Consider the following 17,328-nt stretch of genomic DNA (forward strand, 5'->3'; position numbering starts at 1 on the left):
GCTCCATTACTTTAAAATGAATTTACCAACGGGATCGAAGATGATTCTTACCACACTCGCGGTACTTGGTACACTTACTTGAGCAATTTGAAAAACGCATAAAAACATACATAGCCCCATCAAGCAACTATATAAAACAGCCACTTTAGGTTGGTTTTGGTTTAAAAATCCATGAACTTTATAAATCGACCAGCTCAACATTAGAATAACAACAGTTCCTATTTGGGCAATAATCACTTGTCGGTCTCCTTATCTCGCACTTCTAAGGATGAATTCACCATTCCTGCTCCATTTATTGTCAACCTAACATCAAGCGATATATCTATTTCTGGAAATTTTAAATCCCATTGTTCTTTCAAAAGAGTCCATTCTTTAGGATTGTTCTTATATATTTCGCGTCCAAAACCAACGCTATCCACTTTATATTTCTTTTGGATCTTAAATAAAAAATCTTGAACTTGCTTCTTGATCGTATCCTCTATCGCGGTTTTTATGAGCTTCAAGTCCTTCGGTTCATTTATATTCAGCCCCGTATTATTTTCAAATAAGTTGCCTTGACCTTCAAGATGAACTTTAAACTTTACAGTATCGTCCACAGCCTGTAGTATTATTTTACGCGTTGTATGGATTAACCTCACTCCAACTTCCCCATTGTATTCAGGTAAACTCGCTGTAATTCTACTGGATTTCAACTTGTCGGTAAGCCACATTAGCCCTAATGTTTCTTTTTGATTTAAAAAGCCTAATAATTTAAAGTCTTTAAAAACACCTGCACCTGTCAGATTAAAGCTTTGACTTTTTTCATTTTTTGATTGAGTGTCCTCTTCAATTCCTCCTGCAACAGGATTAACGCCTTCGCTTGAAGATAAAATAAAAAAATCAAGCAGTGTAATTGCCAAATCTTCTCCCGATAATCCTATTTCCTTCACTGCTTCGATTGTTAATTGATTTAAAGGATACTCCATTTGCAAAATTTTACGCCCTTCTTCTCCTTTTACAATCATGATGTACGTCTTTAGACGATTCCTTGGATCATGAGTAAAAATATCAAGCGCATCATTAATTCCATGCGCAGCTAAACGTTCACTGATAAAAATAATGCTCCGATGCGAGAAAAACAATGTACGCGAGATCTTTTTTTGAAGTTTTTGAAGAATCTCATTCCCACTTCTCCCTTCCGCGGTGATGATAAAAAACTTCTTTTTATTATCAACATTATTTCCTGCTTCAGTAGATATGGGGATAGCGATTTGAAGGGAACAAACTAGGTTGCCGTCTTCGGACAAGTCTAAGGAAGTACCTGTAACAAAAGCAAGGTCATTTATTTCTGTTCGGTCCCAACATCCGCAAAGGATGAGAAATACAAGAAATGTTATCCATTTTACTCTTTTCATCTCTTATCTTTACCCCTTTTATCGTCCTAGCCATCCTTCCTAAACCGCTATTTCAGATTCCCTCTTGATTTAGACTTCATGGAATGCCGAAATTTCGCCCAAGCCGGTGCTCTGATCAAAACATCTTTCATCGCTGAAAACTTAAGTGGAGCGATTGGAGAAAAATAAAGAACTCCGAATGAACGAAGAGAGGTTAGGTGCAAAATGATGCCTAGCACTCCTAGCACAATTCCATATAGTCCCATTGCTCCTGCTAAGAATAACATCGGAAAACGAAGTAAACGAATCCCATTTGCAAAACTATATCGAGGAATTGTAAATATTGAAATTCCAGTAATGGAGACTATAATCACAACTGGGGCAGATATTAACCCTGCTTGGACTGCTGCTTGTCCAATCACTAATCCTCCAACAATGCTTATGGCTTGACCGATCTGTTTAGGCAGACGAATTCCAGCTTCTCGCAAGGCTTCAAATATGATTTCAATAAACAGAGCCTCAACCATCGCTGGAAAAGGAACTGATTCTCTTGAAGCTGCAATTCTCAATACAAGACTAGTGGGTATCATTTCCTGATGAAATGTCGTAATGGCCACATATAGTGAAGGAGCAAAAATCGCAAAATTGACAAATAAGAACCGAATCCATCGAACAAAAGTAGCGACTGGCCAACGCACATAATAATCTTCACTTGCCTGAAGCCCTGCCCAAAAAGTCATCGGAACAACAAGAACAAATGGCGTGGTATCAACAATAATGGCTACTTTTCCTTCTAGCAACTCAGCAACCACTACGTCTGGACGTTCTGTACTATGGACTTGGGGGAATGGTGAATATGGTTGATCTTCAATAAATTCTTCAATATAAGCTGATTCAAGTACATCGTCCAACTGAATGGAATTTAATCTTTTTCTAACTTCATCGACTATTTTTTCTTGTGCAGTACCTTTTAAGTATGTAATAGCTATTCGAGTCTGTGAATATCTGCCTACAGTAATAAATTCTACTTTTAATTTTGAAGTTTTGAGTCTTGTACGTATCAGACTAATGTTAGTAGAGATATTTTCGATGAATCCGTCTTTTGGACCGCGTATTACCGGCTCTGATGAAGATTCTTCAAGGCTTCTTTTCGGTAAATCTGGAATTGAAAAACTCATCACACTTTTCCGGCCAGGTATTATAATAGCAACGTCCCCCTCTAATATATTCCGAATTATCTGTGATACTTTTGTTGAACTACCTGACGTATTAATAGGGAGCATTTCACTTTTAAGCTCTCCCTCTTCCTTTAAAATATTTTCTTTTCTTAAACTTGTCAGTGGTTTAATTACGTACTCTTCAAGCATTTTTTTATTGATTAAATTCTCTATGTAGATAACCAAAAAATGGTTGTTGTGATTATCTTCCACTCTTCGAAATTCTAAGTCTGAACAGTCCTGAAATGTTTCCTTAAAAATCTTCTCATTCTGATGAATATCCGATGTAAACTCTCTATTTGTATCTTCCTCCAGTTCTGTGCTGTTCATTTTATTAAAACGCTCACGATTAAATCCTCTCACAGAAACACCTCGAGCTTTTCAAATTTTAATGAAACTATTTTGCCAAATACAAAAAAAAATTATTCAATCCAATATTTTACTATTGTAATCTAATAATAATATTTCTGGTGTCAAATTAAATATACACTTTGAAAAAGAGCTTCCATACTATTTAATGGTAGAGTGTATACAAACAAGTTTTCAAGATTCAGATTATTGGAGCGAGTAATATTAAGTGGCAGCTATCTAAATTTATCAATTTTTGGAGGGCGTTTCGGTAAAAGATCACCAGAATGCTCTTTAGGAGGGAGTTGCAAGAGGAACGAACTTTTATAGAGTCTGCTTCTCAATTCAGCTTGACTCTGGGTAACCTAAACAATTGAATAGTGAATATTATGTTGGACAGTGTGCAATACTCATTGTAATTAGGAGGTAAAAATATGACAACTTATCATTCAGTAAAGATCCAAGGAATAGAGGTTTTTTATCGTAAAGCAGGTAGTCCAGATAAACCGGTCATTTTACTGCTGCATGGCTTTCCGTCTGCCAGTCACATGTTCAGAGAACTAATCCCTGTGTTGGAGAAAGATTATTATGTCATTGCTCCTGATTATCCAGGGTTCGGGAAGACATCATCACCTGACAGCGAAGAATTCCAGTATACATTTGACCATATTACAGAAGTTATGGAATCTTTCATCGATACACTAATGCTGACTAAATATGCGTTATACGTCTTTGATTATGGAGCTCCGATTGGCTTTCGTATCGCCATGCACCGCCCAGAGCGTGTAACCGCAATAATAAGTCAGAATGGAAACATATATCGTGAAGGTCTAGGTGAAAAATGGGCAGCAAGAGAAGAGTATTGGAATAATCCGACTCCAGAAAAAAGAGAAAGTTATCGGACAGCATTTGCACCTGATACGATTAAGAATCAATATGTTCAAGGAACAGAAGATAACAGAGTTTCTCCTGATGGCTATACGCTTGATATTGCTTATATGTCTCGTGCGGGAAATGATGAAAAACAATCAGATTTAATTTTCGATTACCAAAGCAATGTAAGATTATACCCGCAATTTCAAAAGTATCTCCAAGAATATCAACCGCCCTTATTGGCAGTATGGGGGAAAAATGACGTATCCTTTATTCCGGCCGGTGCTGAAGCTTTTAAACAGGATTTACCCGAAGCGGAGATTCATTTATTAGATACAGGACACTTTGCATTGGAAACACACGCGTTAGAAATCGGAGAACTGATGCTGAACTTTTTAAGAAATAATGGTATTTGAAGGATCGAAAAGAATGACTTCGATATTACCGCGGGTTGCTTGAGCATATGGGCAAATCCTTGTTTCCTATCCTGAGAAAATATTATATGTCATTCAGAAAGCAAGATCGGCCATAGTCTCTAAAACAACAAAAAGCCCAAGCAAATACGCTTGAGCAATGAAAGAGGCTCTGATTTTATTTCAGGTAAGCCTCTTCGTGTGAATTTTTTTCAACCCTTTTAAAGTTTATTTCCTTTTATCACACATTATTGGCTTACAATTTTGCAAATTCATCCCGAACTCGCGGTGCTACTTCTTTCCCCAACAACTCTATAGCTTTCATGACATCTTCATGTGGCATAGTACCAATCGGCAAGTGCAGGATAAATCGTGTGAAGCCTAATTGCTTCTGCATAAAAATGATTTTGTTGGCAACCGTTTCGGGATCCCCAACATATAGAGCACCTTCCAAGGTACGTGAAGCATCGAATTGGGCTTGCGTATATCGTCCCCAGCCACGCTCTTTGCCGAAATAGTTAAACGATGCTTGGGTAGGCGGAAAGTACTTCTCGATCGCAAGTGAGGTACTCTCTGCAACAAACCCTGGTGAATGAACAGCTATTTTTAATTTCGATACATCATGCCCGGCATCTGCAGCTGCCTTCTTATAAAGCGGAACGAGCGGAGCAAAGTTCAAAGGACTTCCGCCAATAATGGCGAGTACAAGTGGGAGTCCCAGTTGCCCGGCACGTATAACCGAATCCGGATTTCCTCCACTACCAAGCCATACAGGTAATTGTTTCTGAACGGGACGTGGATACACACCTAAGTCCGTAAAGGCCGGCCGAAAACCACCTTTCCACGTAACCTTTTCTGAATCTCTTAATTTTAATAAGAGTTCAAGCTTCTCCTCAAATAGCGCATCATAATCTTTTAAATCATACCCAAACAAGGGAAACGCATCGACCATAGAGCCTCGGCCCGCAATAATCTCCGCACGACCGTTCGAAATGCCATCTAGCGTAGCAAATTGCTGGAACAAACGCACCGGATCTGACGCCGAGAGCACAGTAACCGAACTGGTTAAACGAATCCTTTTGGTCATCGGTGCAGCTGCCGCCAGAATGACAGCTGTAGCAGAATCTCCGAATTCTTTACGATGATGCTCGCCAACCCCAAATATATCGAGCCCGACCTGGTCAGCGAGAACAATTTCTTCAACAACCTCACGCAAACGCTGTGCATGACTGATTGCTTCGCCTGTTATCACATCCGGAGTTGTCTCAACAAATGTATCTATTCCTATTTCCATTATTAAATCCTCCTATTTGGTATTGCCTTCACGATGTTTGATACCATAACCGATTTTCTTCAACACTTGTATTAGCTCGAATTTCTCCTCGTCCGTTGCGAAGGACAAATTATCGGAGATCAACTGGGCATGCTTGGGGAAGATATGATCAAAGTTGCTGCGGCCTTCAGCAGTTAACGTCACATTCGTTTTTCGCCGGTCATCCAGGATGGGAACCCGCTCCACCAGCCCCTTCTTTTCAAGCTTGTCCACCACATAGGTGATACTTCCGCTTGGAATTGAGAATGTATCGCTTATTTTCTGAATAGGCTGCGGCCCTCTATTATAAAGAAGTTCTAAAATTTGAAAGGTTTCTATATTAAGACCATAGCTGTCAATGTCACGTTCTAAGCTCGCGTACAATTCCTTTACCATGTTTCTTAATACGCGTATCAGCTTTAAATCAAGTTGCTCTCCTTCTGCGTCGCGTTCAGTCAAATTCATTCCTCCTTATCGCCTCTATAATATATCCTATTATTATATATTCTAATATTAGGATATATTATTGTCAACCTCATTACCTCAAGTCCATCGTTTTACAAAAAGGCATTTATATCGTTTAGTATTTTGTGCAGCCGAGTCTTTGCTCCAAATTATCGATGAGTGCTTAAAGCTAGTCACGAGAAAATAAAATGCGTGGTAGCATTGTAGACGCGACGTATACCAAAGCGCACGCAAAGAGGAAAGCAAGAAAAGACGATGGTTTATCCTGTGAGTTCAGCAGAATAATCCGTCGTCTTTTTGATACGCATTCTTGTTTTCACCACGAAAGGCTAGTGATTCAGTGGCTTCGTAATAAGCATGACTTGTCTTTGTGCAGCCGGGAGATCATCTTTAGGCTCCTCACAGTTGCCGGAACTATAGCTTGAACTGCTTGACGAGCAGAAGCATTTCTTCAGATATCTGGTTCATCGAATCTGCCGATGCTGAGATTTCTTCCATAGCTGTGAGCTGTTCTGCCGTGGAGGTCGAAATCGTCTGTGCCAGATCGTTGGACCGACCCGCCATGTGATCGATCTCTTGTAGGGAAGCATTGAACTCCTGGGCACTTGCGGATATTTGTTCGGCTGCAGCAGAGGTTTCCTTTACGTGATACACAGCACTGCGTGTTGCGAGAAGAATTCTTTGGAAAGCCTCCCCCGAGTGTTGGATGGAATCAACGCCAGCCTGCACCTTTTGCTCGCCTTGATCCATAGCAGTTGCGGCTTTATTAATGTCCATAAGAATGGCCTGAATCAGTTCAGTGACCTCTATTGCGGATGTCCTGGAGCGCTCCGCTAGCTTTCTAATCTCATCTGCAACTACTGCAAATCCTTTGCCCTCTTCGCCGGCTCGTGCAGCCTCAATCGCTGCATTCAGCGCAAGCAGATTGGTTTGTGACGAAATGGCCGTCATCGCATCAATGATTTCGCCAATCTGATGTGACCGCTTGTTCAACTGATTGATGATCAATGAGAGGTCGCCCACCGTCGTGGATACGGCAAGCATTTGCTCCGCTGACTGTGTAATCAGCCCATTTCCATGTTCAGCGTGACTTAAAGTCACTTGTGAAGCTTCAAAGGCGGTCGATGAAGTGGATGTGATGCGCTGCGCGCTGGCTGACAACTCCTCCATGGTATAGGTGCTCTCCTGCAGACTTCTTTTTTGCGTTTCATTGCTCAAAGCGACTTCTTGTGCAGATACGGAAATTCGGTTTGTCGCGGATGTCGTTTCCCCGAAGGTGATGGACAAGTCGCGGGAGGCCGATGACAAGGCATCAGCATGGGACAGCAGCCCCTGTGTCAGCTCTCTTAATCGGCTATGCATGGTCTGGAAGGAAGTATACAAGTCACCGATTTCATCCTGGCTATGTATGATAATCGTTCGTTGTGACAAGTCGCCCGCGGCCACCAGTTTAGCCTGCAGCGTCAACTGTACAAGTGGCCTGGTAAGATTCCTCGCAAGCAAGATAACGATAATCCCGCCAACTATAATACAACCCAGCAGCGAATACACAGTGGCTTGGACTATATGTTGCTGTCCTGCGTTATAATCCTTAGTATAGGAGCCAGCTACAATCGTCCAACCCCAATCTGGTTCCCTTAACGAATAGGCAATTTTCATAGCGTTTGCTCCCGAGTCGGGTAGCGGCCACCTGTATAAGGTAACTCCACCCCCAGACTGCTGCCCCTTATGTAGCATATCCCGGATATGATAGAAGCCGTCAATGGTCTGCTTGTTCCAAAAGCTCTCCCCTTCCTGAGTCGGGTGGGCAACCAGATCACCCTGGTCGTTTAGAACAAAAAAATACCCGTGTTTACCAATATCTATATTTGCATTAATGCTCCGTGTACCATCCGGCTGTTTTGGCCCAAGAAGCAGTTGCTTCATCTTTTCTTGCGCCTCTTTCTTGTTTAAAACGCCTTTCTTGGTGGCATCCTCGAATGAATCGATAAGCTCCGCAGCCATATGAACCGTGTTTCGGAGATTGGTCTCCGTTTCCAAATCGCTTTCACGGTCTGAAATCCAGATGCTCATGCTGCCTACTAGCACTGCCGGAATGATCAGGATTGCGAATGCGACGACCAGCAATTTATTCCGGATGGTGAACCGCCATTGTCTTGGATTTGATTTTGTCTTTGTCTTTGTTTTCATGATTATCCCCCCGTAAAACTCCTTGAGCTCCAGTCCCAAATGTAATATTCTATATATCCTAATGAACTCGGATGATCAAAAACAGCAGTCCAAAGTCCCCTTTGAACTGCTGTCATGGCTTAGAAGCGGATGAGTATTGGCGCTAGCTTGTGTCTTGAGACTTATTTAGCTGTATACTCTTGAAGGTGTTTGGTCATCTAGTCTCCCGCTTTGAGTGAACGGTTTTTATTCTAAATTTCCTACGCCTTGGCCTAAATGGAGTTCAAAGTCTCCCTGCTTACCCAAGCCTAGCTGAATAGCTTTAGCTAAGATTGTCTGCGTTTCAGGTCTCAATGCTGAAGAGATAAAGGCTGTGCGAGATTCCATGAATTCAGAGATTTCAGGGACGGAGGAACGATTAAGAAGCTTCTTCGCTTCACGGATCGTCTGCTTATCAAATGTCGATATTCTCTTGGCCAGGTTGTCTACAAATCCATCCAATTCTGCATCCGGGATTGCTCTGTTAATCCATCCGTAGCGCTCCGCTTCTGTTGCGTTAAAGTCATCAGAGCCAAGAACGATCTCCAGTGACCGTCCACGTCCTACCAGTCGGGATAAGTATTCAATGCTTCCGCCTCCCGGTATGACACCTACAGCAACTTCAGGTTGTCCGAAGATAGCCTTCTCTTGGCTGGCGAACCGCATGTCGCAAGCAAGCGTAAACTCGCTGCCGACACCCCGGGCCCGTCCCCTTACTTCAGCGATGCTGACAACTGAATTAGTGGCAAGACGGTGTATGAAGTCAATCCAGGCTGGATGGCTCGTTTCTTTAGGTGTTTTTTGCGCTTCTCCAGCACGCGTCATATCAAAGTGGGCGATAAAATAGTCAGGATCGGCACTGTCGAACACAACGACCTTCAGATCAGGGTCTGTCTCGAATTGATCCAGAAGCAATAATAATTCAAAGATTGTATCCGGATCGAGCAGATTGATCGGCGGGTTTTGAAAGGTCACTCGCCAATAAGCCGGTGATTTGCGGTTGACAGAAAATTGTTGGTATGTGCTCATAGTACTATCTCCTTTTAAGTGAAAATGTTCCTCTGTTATTTATTTTTGGCTGTATATTGGCGCTCCCAGCGGTGATGCGTCAGCTCCCCCATCAACTACAATGTCTGTCCCCTGTATATACGAAGAATCATCAGATGCCAAAAATAACGCGACCTTTGCTACTTCTTCGGGGTCGCCCATACGCTGTAGAGGAATTGCTTTTCCTAAAGAAGCTTCTAACTTTGCAACTTCTTCAGGCTGTGATTTGCCCCAAATCGATGTTCGTGTTGCTCCTGGGACCAGATTGTTAACACGTATACCACGCGGGGACAGCTCAGAAGCTAACACTTTTGTCATGCTGCTTATGGCTCCTTTACTCGCTGCATAAGCAGATCTTCCAGGATAGCCATTCGTGGCAGTAGTTGAGCCAGTTAAAATTATCGATGACCCGTCCTTCAGGTGAGCTAGTGCAGCCTGAACTGTAACAAATACTCCCGTTACATTAACCTTCAATACTTCCTCAAAAACGGAAATCTCTGTATTCCCTATTGGCGTTGAGGCTGTAATACCGGCATTCGCGAATAAGATGTCAAGTTTCCCAAAGGTGGCCACAGCTTCAGATACTGCGTTTTCCATGCTTGCAGGATCGGCCGAGTTTGCTTGAATTGCATGAACATTAACGCCTAATTCCTGAGAAACTGTACTCAACGTCGTCAGATTTCGGCCTGTAATGACGACCTTCGCCCCTTCTGCGACAAATAATTTTGCTGCTGCGAGACCAATTCCACTATTACCGCCTGTAATGAAAGCTACTTTTCCATTTAGTTTGCTCATAAATTTTTCCTCCTAATCTAATTTCATCCAACTAGTTTGAACGATCGTTCCAAAATTAAGATAAGAATAGGCAGCTTTACTGCCCGTACGAGTTTCTTATCTTAACTTCAATCTAAAATCGACATATTCATATCAATAATATGCTGCAATTTGTCTCTGTCCGTTATCGACTTCACCATCACACGAATTCCGATTAAGGCGTTATTAAAGTATTGTGATAACCACTCTGCGTTTAGCGTATTGGAGAGCTCGCCCGATTGTTGTCCAGCTACAATAAGATCATACATTAGAAGTTCTAAACGATCCCATTCCGTTATAACCCACTCTTTAGACTCGGCATCGTGCTTGGCCAGCTCAACTGCAGTATTGACGATAAAGCAGCCATCTGGAAGCTCTTCTCTCAGCCGGACGGCCATATCGAACAAGGACCGAATGGCTTCCTTAGTTGAATGCGGCTCAGTTCTAAGACGTTTGATCGATTGATCATTCATTTCACTGTAGCGTTTCAATGCTTTAATATATAGTGACTTTTTATCGCCGAAGGTATCATACATGCTTCCTTTATGAATTCCTGTATGAGTGACGAGATCCTGGATGGATGTCTTCTCGTAACCTTGCTCCCAAAATAACTTCATGGCCTTTAGCAACACGGCGTCTTCATCAAATTTCTTTGCTCTAGCCATCGTATGGCTACCTCCTTTCGAATCAAATGTATCATATTAAGAACGATCGGTCAACGATTACATTGAACGATCGTTCTTAATCTATTTTGAGTGTAGAGATGAAGGCTATCTCTTGATGCGACGACCGAAGATCATTACTTCTCCAAGAAAACTGAACGGTCTCCATAAAGTTTCTCCATGTGGCTCTCACCCCATGAGCAAAAGCTCTCCAGTACTGTTTTTAGACTTAAACCATATTCGCTTATTTCATATTCCACTTTGGGAGGAATCTCATAGTGTACGATCCGATGGATAATACCATCCTTTTCGAGCTCACGAAGCTGCTGTGTTAGAACCTTAGGGGTAATGTCGCGAATTAATTTTCTCAGTTCATGGGTACGCTTCTTACCGGTGTTCAAATGATATAAAATGCTGCTTTTCCACTTCCCCCCGACAATCTCCAGTGCGACATCCATACCATTGTTATACTTCTTCAAGTTACCAACACTCCTATCTCACTAACAGTATAAAAAATATACTAATAAACTTCGAAGTACCTCTCAAAGAAACACTCTCCTCATTTTTCTGAGGAGAGTGTCTTTTTTTTCGGAATCAATAAAAAGTGTCAAATTAAAGGTTGGTGGTCTTCATGCTCCCTGAGCAGCAGAGCATTATCTTGAGTCCGTATATCGAACTTTACAATATATTCATTCCTAAAGATAATTTGCTGCGGCGAATGGATGAGCTAGTGGACAGTAGCTCTGTTTATGAGAAACTGAATGAAAACTATTGCCAGGATGACGGTTGCACTGCGGTGGACCCGGTCTGAATTTATAAATATTTACTGCTCAAATCTTTCTTTAACCTGTCCGTCGTCTTTTTGATACGTATTCTTATTTTCACCACGAAAGGCTGGTTATTCAGTGGTTTCGTAATAAGCATGACTTGTCTTTGTTCGGCCGGGAGATCGTCTTTTGGCTCCTCACAGTTGTCGGACCTAGAACTTGAACTGCTTCACGAGCAGAAGCATTTCTTCAGATATCTGGCTCATCGAGTCTGCCGAAGCTGAGATTTCTTCCATAGCTGTGAGCTGTTCCGCCGTGGAGGTGGAAATCGTCTGTGCCAGATCGTTGGACCGAACCGCCATGTGATCGATCTCTTGCAGGGAAGCATTGAACTCCTGGGCACTTGCGGATATTTGTTCGGCTGCAGCAGAGGTTTCCTGTACGTGATACACGGCACTGCGTGTGGCTAACAGAATTCTTTGGAAAGCCTCCCCCGAGTGTTGGATGGAATCAACGCCAGCCTGCACCTTTTGCTCGCCTTGATCCATAGCAGTTGCGGCTTTATTAATGTCCATAAGAATGGCCTGAATCAGTTCAGTGACCTCTATTGCGGATGTCCTGGAGCGCTCCGCTAGCTTTCTGATCTCATCCGCAACAACTGCAAATCCTTTACCCTGCTCGCCGGCCCGTGCAGCCTCGATCGCTGCATTCAGCGCGAGCAGATTGGTTTGCGACGAAATGGCCGTCATCGCACCAATGATTTCGCCAATCTGATGTGACCGCTCGTTCAACTGATTGATGATCAGTGAGAGGTCGCCCACCGTTGTGGATACGGCAAGCATTTGCTCCGCTGACTGTGTAATCAGCCCATTTCCATGTTCAGCGTGACTTAAAGTAACTTGTGAAGCTTCAAAGGCGGTCGATGAGGTAGACGTGATGCGCTGTGCGCTGGCTGACAACTCCTCCATGGTATAGACGCTCTCCTGCAGACTTCTTTTTTGCGTTTCATTGCTCAAGGCCACTTCTTGTGCAGATACGGAAATTCGGTCAGTAGCCGATGTCGTTTCCCCGAAGGTGATGGACAAGTCGCGGGAGGCCGATGACAGGGCATCGGCATGGGACAGCAGCCCCTGTGTCAGCTCCCTTAATCGGCTATGCATGGTTTGGAATGAAGTGTACAAGTCGCCAATTTCATCCCGGCTATGTATGACAATCCCACTATGTGATAAGTCGCCAGAGGCGACCTGTTTAGCCTGCTGCGTCAACTGGACAAGTGGCCTGGTAAGATTCCTGGCAAGCAAGATCACGATAATCCCACCAACTATAATACAACCCAGCAGCGAATACACAGTGGCTTGGACTATATGCTGCTGTCCTGCATTATAATCCTTAGTATAGGAGCCAGCTACAATCGTCCATCCCCAGTTTGGTTCCCTTAACGAATAGGCAATTTTCATAGCGTTAGCTCCCGAGTCGGGTAGCGGCCACCTATATAGGGTAACTCCACCCCCAGACTGCTGTCCCTTATGGAGCATATCCCGGATATGATAAAAGCCGTCAATGGTCTGCTTGTCCCAAAAGCTCTCCCCTTCCTGTGTCGGGTGGGCAACCAGATCGCCCTGGTCGTTTAAAACAAAAAAATACCCGTGTTCGCCAATATCTATATTTGTATTGATTGTCCGTGTACCATCCGGCTGCTTTGGCCCAAGAAGCAGTTGCTTCATCTTCTCTTGTGCCTCTTCCTTGCTTAAGGTGTCTTTCCCCGTGGCATCCTCGAACGAATCGATAAGCTCCGCAGCCATATGAACCGTGTTTCGGAGATTGGTCTCCGTTTCCAAATCGCTTTCACGGGCTGAAATCCAGATACTCATGCTTCCTATGAGCAATGCCGGAATGATCAGGATTGCGAATGCGACGACCAGCAATTTATTCCGGATGGTGAACCGCCATTTTCCTGGATTTGGTTTTATCTTTGTTTTCATGATTATTCCCCCATCGTGTACCCGGATGAAATTGGATGATATCAAAAACAGCAGTCCAAAGTCCCCTTTGAACTGCTGTCATGGCTCAGAATCGGATGATTATTTCAATGCCTTCAGCATGGCGGAGACAAAGCCGATATGATCGGTCGCATGCATTACCGTGGAAATAATCAGCTCACCAAACGTCTCGGCCTTCAAAAAGTTTTCTATTACCGGTACGTCCAGCTTGTCCACCAGTAATTCCCGGATCTCGTCAGGCTGCTTTCTTAATTGATCAATCAGCACATCCCATGCGGGTGGTTCCCCCTGCCAGTCTGCGGGTTTCGTTCCATAAGCGAAAAAGTCCTGGTAGCTTGCAGGAAGCTTCTTATTCAGTGCGAATTCCGAAAGACCGAACACGTGAAACTCTGAAACAGTAAGCACATGACCAAGATGCCAATGAATGCTGTTCTTGAACCCTTTCGGTATAAGATTACGCTTGTCCTCTGGACACTGGGCAACCAGCTCTACGAATTGATTATGACGATTCTTCAAACTGTCGAAAATAAAATCTGCTCTCATGTTTTGTGCCTCCTCATATTGGTTAACCTGCGATATGGTTATTCCACATCTGTCCTAATTACTACTCTTCGAATTGTTCGGCATAAGCGCCGTAGCCTTCGGCTTCAAGCTTATCCTTCGGAATGAACTTCAGTGCTGCCGAGTTAATACAGTATCTAAGCCCTGTTGGCTCAGGACCATCTTCAAACAGATCACCCAGGAAGGAATCAGCATCCCGGCTTCTGACTTGGGTACCCGCCGAGAACAAGCCGCGTTTTTCTTTCAGCAGAACATGATCCTTGTTTAGCGGCTGTGTGAAGCTGGGCCAGCCTGTTCCAGCGTCGAATTTATCTTTAGAGCTGAATAACGGCTCACCGGAAACAATATCTACGTATATACCTTCTTGCTTATTATCCCAATATTCATTCTCGAACGGTCGCTCATCTGCGTCGTTTTGGGTCACATCGTATTGAAGCTTTGTCAATGCTTTTAGCCTCTCCGCTTTGTTGAAGTCCTTCCCGTTGCCGACCTGATCAGCAACCGCTACTGTATGTTCTGCTCCCCAAGTACGGTCCAGATAGGCGTCCCGGCCCGAAACAAACTGGGTAATCCTATAGCTGATCGGATTTTTCTTATAATAGTCCTGATGCTCTTCCTCCGCCATGTAGAAATTAGATGCAGCCGCAATCTCGGTTACAATTGGCTTGTCAAATTTTCCGGAGGCCGCAAGTGCATCTCTAGATGCTTCAGCGGCGGCTTTTTGCTCCGCGCTGTTGTAGAACACAGCCGTGTGATACTGTGAACCAAGGTTATCAAACTGGCCGTCTGCATTTGTAGGGTCAATGCTATGCCAGAAAACCTGAAGTAGCTTCTTATACGAAATCTGGCTCGGGTTATAACGGATTTCCACAGATTCGAGATGTCCGGTTCCTCCTGAAGATACTTCGTTATAGGTGGGATTCTGAGTACGGCCTCCGGTATAACCAGCCGACACACTCAAAACGCCTTCGAGATCCTCAAAATACGGCTCGAGCTGCCAGAAGCAGCCTCCTGCAAATACTGCGGTTTCATATTTTGTTGCGGAATCGGCATGAGCGATATTCACCGGCTTATGTTCCTCCATCATGTTTGAGGATTGGATAGGTGCATTATAGAAGGAATAGGCCATGACGACAGTAAAAGCAACGGGCACTATGAAATATCGCGTTTTTTTGAACTTCAATTTCAGCCACCTCCTTTTTCTTAATTTGAATTTTATCAAGAAAAAACCCGCAGCAAATGTGCGGGTTGTCATGAATTTTATGCATTTTAAACCGTCTTTTTAGCGATCTGATATGAGGATTTTCATGCCCCCTGCCAAAAGTCATGTTTGTTCGTTTACTTAAAGTTACTTGAAGTGACGCACTGAAAATACCGCCGCCTGAGTTCGGTCGCGCAGCCCGAGTTTGGCCATCAAGCTGGATACGTGGTTCTTGACCGTCCCTTCCGAAATAAGCAGCTGGCCGGCAATTTCCTTATTATTCAGGCCCTGGCCCAATAAAGCCAGAATTTCTTTCTCCCGGTCAGTCAGACTTTCCAGCAGCTCGTTGGCATTTGCATTCAGCAGAGGGGGCTGCATGGACGGGACAGCCTGTATTTTATTCAATTCCTTGAGCAGCATGGCCGTAATATCAGGCTGAAGGACTGTTCCTCCATTGTATATCGTTTGAATAGCGCTGACGATAGCCTCAGAGGGCATGTCCTTCAGCAAATAGCCATGTACACCCTTCTCCAGTACCTGAAGAATCAATTCTGCATCATCGAATGTGGTCAAAATCAATACTTTCGTCTCCGGGAAGTGCCTTAAAATCAGCTCGGAGCCTTCCACGCCGTCCATACCAGGCATACGGATGTCCATTAAAACGATATCAGGCCTAAGTTCTGTGACTTTGGCATACGCATCCCGTCCGTCAATGGCTGTTCCAACCACTTCCATACCTGGCTCCAAATTGAGGATGGTCGCCAGACCCTCCCGCATGAGCCGCTGATCGTCAACTACCAGTATTCTCAAGGACCAGTCCCCCTTTTTCTGTATTTGGATAAGGAATGTTCGCTTGGACCACAAACTGCATTTGGTCATCTTTCCCAAAGGATACCTGGCCATTCCATTCCTTTACTCTCTCTTGTAGATTTAATAATCCGAAGCCCGGCTTCACTTCGTCTGGCACGTCACCGTCATTGCTGATGCAAAGCGAGAAACCTTCCTCCGAGTAGACAATCCGGATGCGGGCATATTCTGCATCCGCGTGCTTCTTGGCATTCGTAAGCGATTCTTGTACGATGCGGTATGCAGTAAGCTGTAGCTCGCCTGGCAGCAGCACAGCGCTGCCCTCGACCTCAAAGCGAGTTGCAACCTGCGCATATTTCGTAAATTCAACCGACAGTTTGTCCAAGCTTTCATGCAAAAACATCGGTTGAACCGGTTCGTCCCTGATCGTCCGGACTGCAAGGCGGACGTCCTGAAGAGCGGAACGTACCAAATCCTCGCATTCAAGATAGACACTCTCGCTGCGATTGGTATCTACCTGGCTCAATTTGCGGGCGGCTTGCATTTGCACAATCAGACTCGTCAGCGTATGGCCGACTGTATCATGAATTTCGCGGGCAATCCGTACCCGCTCCCTGGAGACAGCCCATTCTTCCGCCTTGGTTGCATACTCCTGAAGATGCTCATGAGACTCCATCAACTGCTCGTATAACTTCAACGTATCCTTACGCGCTTTCTGATAGAAATGGATCAGTGTACTGACAATGCCTGCGAATATAATGAATGAGCAGGTAATGAAGTAGCTCATGCTGTCAAACTGTTTGTATAAATACCAGTCCACACTACCCATTGTCACCAGATAGAGGATTAGCAAAAAAATGCAAGTTATGATAAGCATGCGGAAATTGTTGAAAAACATGAGAATCGCCAATGCCGTAACCCCGACAAATAGCTGATTTGGAAAATGTCCACCGATAAAAATATAGCCATAAGCAGCGGATACCAGAAAATCCAGGATGAGCAGGTGAAACATCCATTTTTTCCGCTTCTCTGCCCTAGAATAGAATAAATTAACGAGTAGAAACACAGCAACCGAAAATACAAGAAAGCTGAAGCGCCAAAAGGCTTCAATTGAGGTTTCAAAATAAAAAATACCGGAGACGAGTAGACCCAATAAGAGCTTGAATCCGAAAAAGAGCTTCCATGGAGGGGGTCCCCGTTTTATAAATTGTTCATCTTGAAGCATTGGTGTTTCCCTTCCCTTCATAGAGTTATATTAGCA

Annotated in this window: 17 protein-coding genes; 2 read left to right on the top strand and 15 right to left on the bottom strand. The window is 43.9% G+C overall.

Annotated features, from left to right (window positions below):
- Positions 1-6: 6 nt before the first annotated feature.
- From ACFVU8_RS04800 to ACFVU8_RS04810, 3 genes are read right to left on the bottom strand one after another with little or no spacing between them, the layout of a single operon-like run.
- Complete coding sequence (locus ACFVU8_RS04800) at positions 7-237, bottom strand: hypothetical protein (RefSeq protein ID WP_387426033.1); 231 nt, start codon at positions 235-237, stop codon at positions 7-9.
- A complete protein-coding gene (locus ACFVU8_RS04805) occupies positions 234-1,394 on the bottom strand; it encodes a Ger(x)C family spore germination protein (protein ID WP_387426034.1) in 1,161 nt (386 codons plus the stop codon). The genes ACFVU8_RS04800 and ACFVU8_RS04805 overlap by 4 nt, the downstream gene beginning before the upstream one ends.
- A gap of 47 nt (positions 1,395-1,441) precedes the next feature.
- A complete protein-coding gene (locus tag ACFVU8_RS04810; RefSeq protein ID WP_387426035.1) occupies positions 1,442-2,953 on the bottom strand; it encodes a spore germination protein in 1,512 nt (503 codons plus the stop codon).
- Positions 2,954-3,372: 419 nt separating this feature from the next.
- Between ACFVU8_RS04810 and ACFVU8_RS04815 the strand changes: the two genes are divergently transcribed.
- The gene (locus ACFVU8_RS04815; protein WP_387426036.1) at positions 3,373-4,227 is read left to right on the top strand and encodes an alpha/beta fold hydrolase; all 855 of its coding nucleotides are present in this window, start codon (positions 3,373-3,375) and stop codon (positions 4,225-4,227) included.
- Between the two features lie 253 nt (positions 4,228-4,480).
- On the opposite strand, the gene ACFVU8_RS04820 is transcribed toward ACFVU8_RS04815, so the two are convergent.
- The 7 genes from ACFVU8_RS04820 to ACFVU8_RS04850 all read right to left on the bottom strand — a co-directional run bounded on the left by ACFVU8_RS04820 (position 4,481) and on the right by ACFVU8_RS04850 (position 11,189).
- Positions 4,481-5,518, bottom strand: a complete 1,038-nt coding sequence (locus ACFVU8_RS04820) for an LLM class flavin-dependent oxidoreductase (protein WP_387426037.1) — start codon at positions 5,516-5,518, stop codon at positions 4,481-4,483.
- Positions 5,519-5,530: 12 nt separating this feature from the next.
- Positions 5,531-6,001: a MarR family winged helix-turn-helix transcriptional regulator gene (locus ACFVU8_RS04825; RefSeq protein WP_387426038.1), complete on the bottom strand. Its 471-nt coding sequence runs from the start codon at positions 5,999-6,001 to the stop codon at positions 5,531-5,533.
- Between the two features lie 414 nt (positions 6,002-6,415).
- Complete coding sequence (locus ACFVU8_RS04830) at positions 6,416-8,191, bottom strand: methyl-accepting chemotaxis protein (RefSeq protein ID WP_387426039.1); 1,776 nt, start codon at positions 8,189-8,191, stop codon at positions 6,416-6,418.
- Between the two features lie 225 nt (positions 8,192-8,416).
- Positions 8,417-9,238, bottom strand: coding sequence for an enoyl-CoA hydratase/isomerase family protein (locus ACFVU8_RS04835; RefSeq protein WP_387426040.1), 822 nt, complete (start codon positions 9,236-9,238; stop codon positions 8,417-8,419).
- A gap of 39 nt (positions 9,239-9,277) precedes the next feature.
- Positions 9,278-10,051: an SDR family NAD(P)-dependent oxidoreductase gene (locus ACFVU8_RS04840; protein ID WP_387426041.1), complete on the bottom strand. Its 774-nt coding sequence runs from the start codon at positions 10,049-10,051 to the stop codon at positions 9,278-9,280.
- Positions 10,052-10,158: 107 nt separating this feature from the next.
- The gene (locus ACFVU8_RS04845) at positions 10,159-10,734 is read right to left on the bottom strand and encodes a TetR/AcrR family transcriptional regulator (protein WP_387426042.1); all 576 of its coding nucleotides are present in this window, start codon (positions 10,732-10,734) and stop codon (positions 10,159-10,161) included.
- A 134-nt stretch (positions 10,735-10,868) separates the two neighbouring features.
- Positions 10,869-11,189 (bottom strand): winged helix-turn-helix transcriptional regulator, encoded by a 321-nt coding sequence (locus ACFVU8_RS04850; protein ID WP_387427200.1) that lies wholly within the window; start codon positions 11,187-11,189, stop codon positions 10,869-10,871.
- A gap of 173 nt (positions 11,190-11,362) precedes the next feature.
- On the opposite strand from ACFVU8_RS04850, the gene ACFVU8_RS29960 reads away from it, so the two are divergent.
- A complete protein-coding gene (locus tag ACFVU8_RS29960; protein ID WP_483875049.1) occupies positions 11,363-11,542 on the top strand; it encodes a transposase in 180 nt (59 codons plus the stop codon).
- Positions 11,543-11,710: 168 nt separating this feature from the next.
- Here the strand turns inward: ACFVU8_RS29960 and ACFVU8_RS04855 are convergent, their stop codons facing one another.
- The 5 genes from ACFVU8_RS04855 to ACFVU8_RS04875 form a co-directional block, all read right to left on the bottom strand.
- Positions 11,711-13,480 carry a methyl-accepting chemotaxis protein gene (locus tag ACFVU8_RS04855; RefSeq protein ID WP_387426043.1) on the bottom strand — a complete coding sequence of 590 codons (1,770 nt, stop codon included), beginning with the start codon at positions 13,478-13,480 and terminating at the stop codon, positions 11,711-11,713.
- A gap of 99 nt (positions 13,481-13,579) precedes the next feature.
- Positions 13,580-14,041 carry a DinB family protein gene (locus ACFVU8_RS04860; protein ID WP_387426044.1) on the bottom strand — a complete coding sequence of 154 codons (462 nt, stop codon included), beginning with the start codon at positions 14,039-14,041 and terminating at the stop codon, positions 13,580-13,582.
- Between the two features lie 61 nt (positions 14,042-14,102).
- Positions 14,103-15,143 carry a peptide-methionine (S)-S-oxide reductase MsrA gene (gene msrA / locus ACFVU8_RS04865; RefSeq protein WP_387427202.1) on the bottom strand — a complete coding sequence of 347 codons (1,041 nt, stop codon included), beginning with the start codon at positions 15,141-15,143 and terminating at the stop codon, positions 14,103-14,105.
- Between the two features lie 264 nt (positions 15,144-15,407).
- Positions 15,408-16,037 carry a response regulator gene (locus ACFVU8_RS04870; RefSeq protein ID WP_387427204.1) on the bottom strand — a complete coding sequence of 210 codons (630 nt, stop codon included), beginning with the start codon at positions 16,035-16,037 and terminating at the stop codon, positions 15,408-15,410.
- Between the two features lie 13 nt (positions 16,038-16,050).
- On the bottom strand, positions 16,051-17,292 hold the full coding sequence (locus ACFVU8_RS04875; protein WP_387426045.1) for a sensor histidine kinase: 1,242 nt from the start codon (positions 17,290-17,292) through the stop codon (positions 16,051-16,053).
- Positions 17,293-17,328 lie beyond the last annotated feature (36 nt).

The organism is Paenibacillus sp. NPDC058177, from assembly GCF_042883835.1.
GTDB classification, from domain to species: Bacteria; Bacillota; Bacilli; order Paenibacillales; family Paenibacillaceae; genus Paenibacillus_AQ; species Paenibacillus_AQ agri.

Coding starts and splice junctions, on each gene's coding strand:
- ACFVU8_RS04805 (WP_387426034.1), bottom strand. CDS start 1,394: ATGAAAAGAGTAAAATGGATAACATTTCTTGTATTTCTCATCCTTTGC.
- ACFVU8_RS04815 (WP_387426036.1), top strand. CDS start 3,373: ATGACAACTTATCATTCAGTAAAGATCCAAGGAATAGAGGTTTTTTAT.
- ACFVU8_RS04820 (WP_387426037.1), bottom strand. CDS start 5,518: ATGGAAATAGGAATAGATACATTTGTTGAGACAACTCCGGATGTGATA.
- ACFVU8_RS04825 (WP_387426038.1), bottom strand. CDS start 6,001: ATGAATTTGACTGAACGCGACGCAGAAGGAGAGCAACTTGATTTAAAG.
- ACFVU8_RS04830 (WP_387426039.1), bottom strand. CDS start 8,191: ATGAAAACAAAGACAAAGACAAAATCAAATCCAAGACAATGGCGGTTC.
- ACFVU8_RS04835 (WP_387426040.1), bottom strand. CDS start 9,238: ATGAGCACATACCAACAATTTTCTGTCAACCGCAAATCACCGGCTTAT.
- ACFVU8_RS04840 (WP_387426041.1), bottom strand. CDS start 10,051: ATGAGCAAACTAAATGGAAAAGTAGCTTTCATTACAGGCGGTAATAGT.
- ACFVU8_RS04845 (WP_387426042.1), bottom strand. CDS start 10,734: ATGGCTAGAGCAAAGAAATTTGATGAAGACGCCGTGTTGCTAAAGGCC.
- ACFVU8_RS04850 (WP_387427200.1), bottom strand. CDS start 11,189: ATGGATGTCGCACTGGAGATTGTCGGGGGGAAGTGGAAAAGCAGCATT.
- ACFVU8_RS29960 (WP_483875049.1), top strand. CDS start 11,363: ATGCTCCCTGAGCAGCAGAGCATTATCTTGAGTCCGTATATCGAACTT.
- ACFVU8_RS04855 (WP_387426043.1), bottom strand. CDS start 13,480: ATGAAAACAAAGATAAAACCAAATCCAGGAAAATGGCGGTTCACCATC.
- ACFVU8_RS04860 (WP_387426044.1), bottom strand. CDS start 14,041: ATGAGAGCAGATTTTATTTTCGACAGTTTGAAGAATCGTCATAATCAA.
- msrA (WP_387427202.1), bottom strand. CDS start 15,143: ATGGAGGAACATAAGCCGGTGAATATCGCTCATGCCGATTCCGCAACA.
- ACFVU8_RS04870 (WP_387427204.1), bottom strand. CDS start 16,037: ATGCGGGAGGGTCTGGCGACCATCCTCAATTTGGAGCCAGGTATGGAA.
- ACFVU8_RS04875 (WP_387426045.1), bottom strand. CDS start 17,292: ATGCTTCAAGATGAACAATTTATAAAACGGGGACCCCCTCCATGGAAG.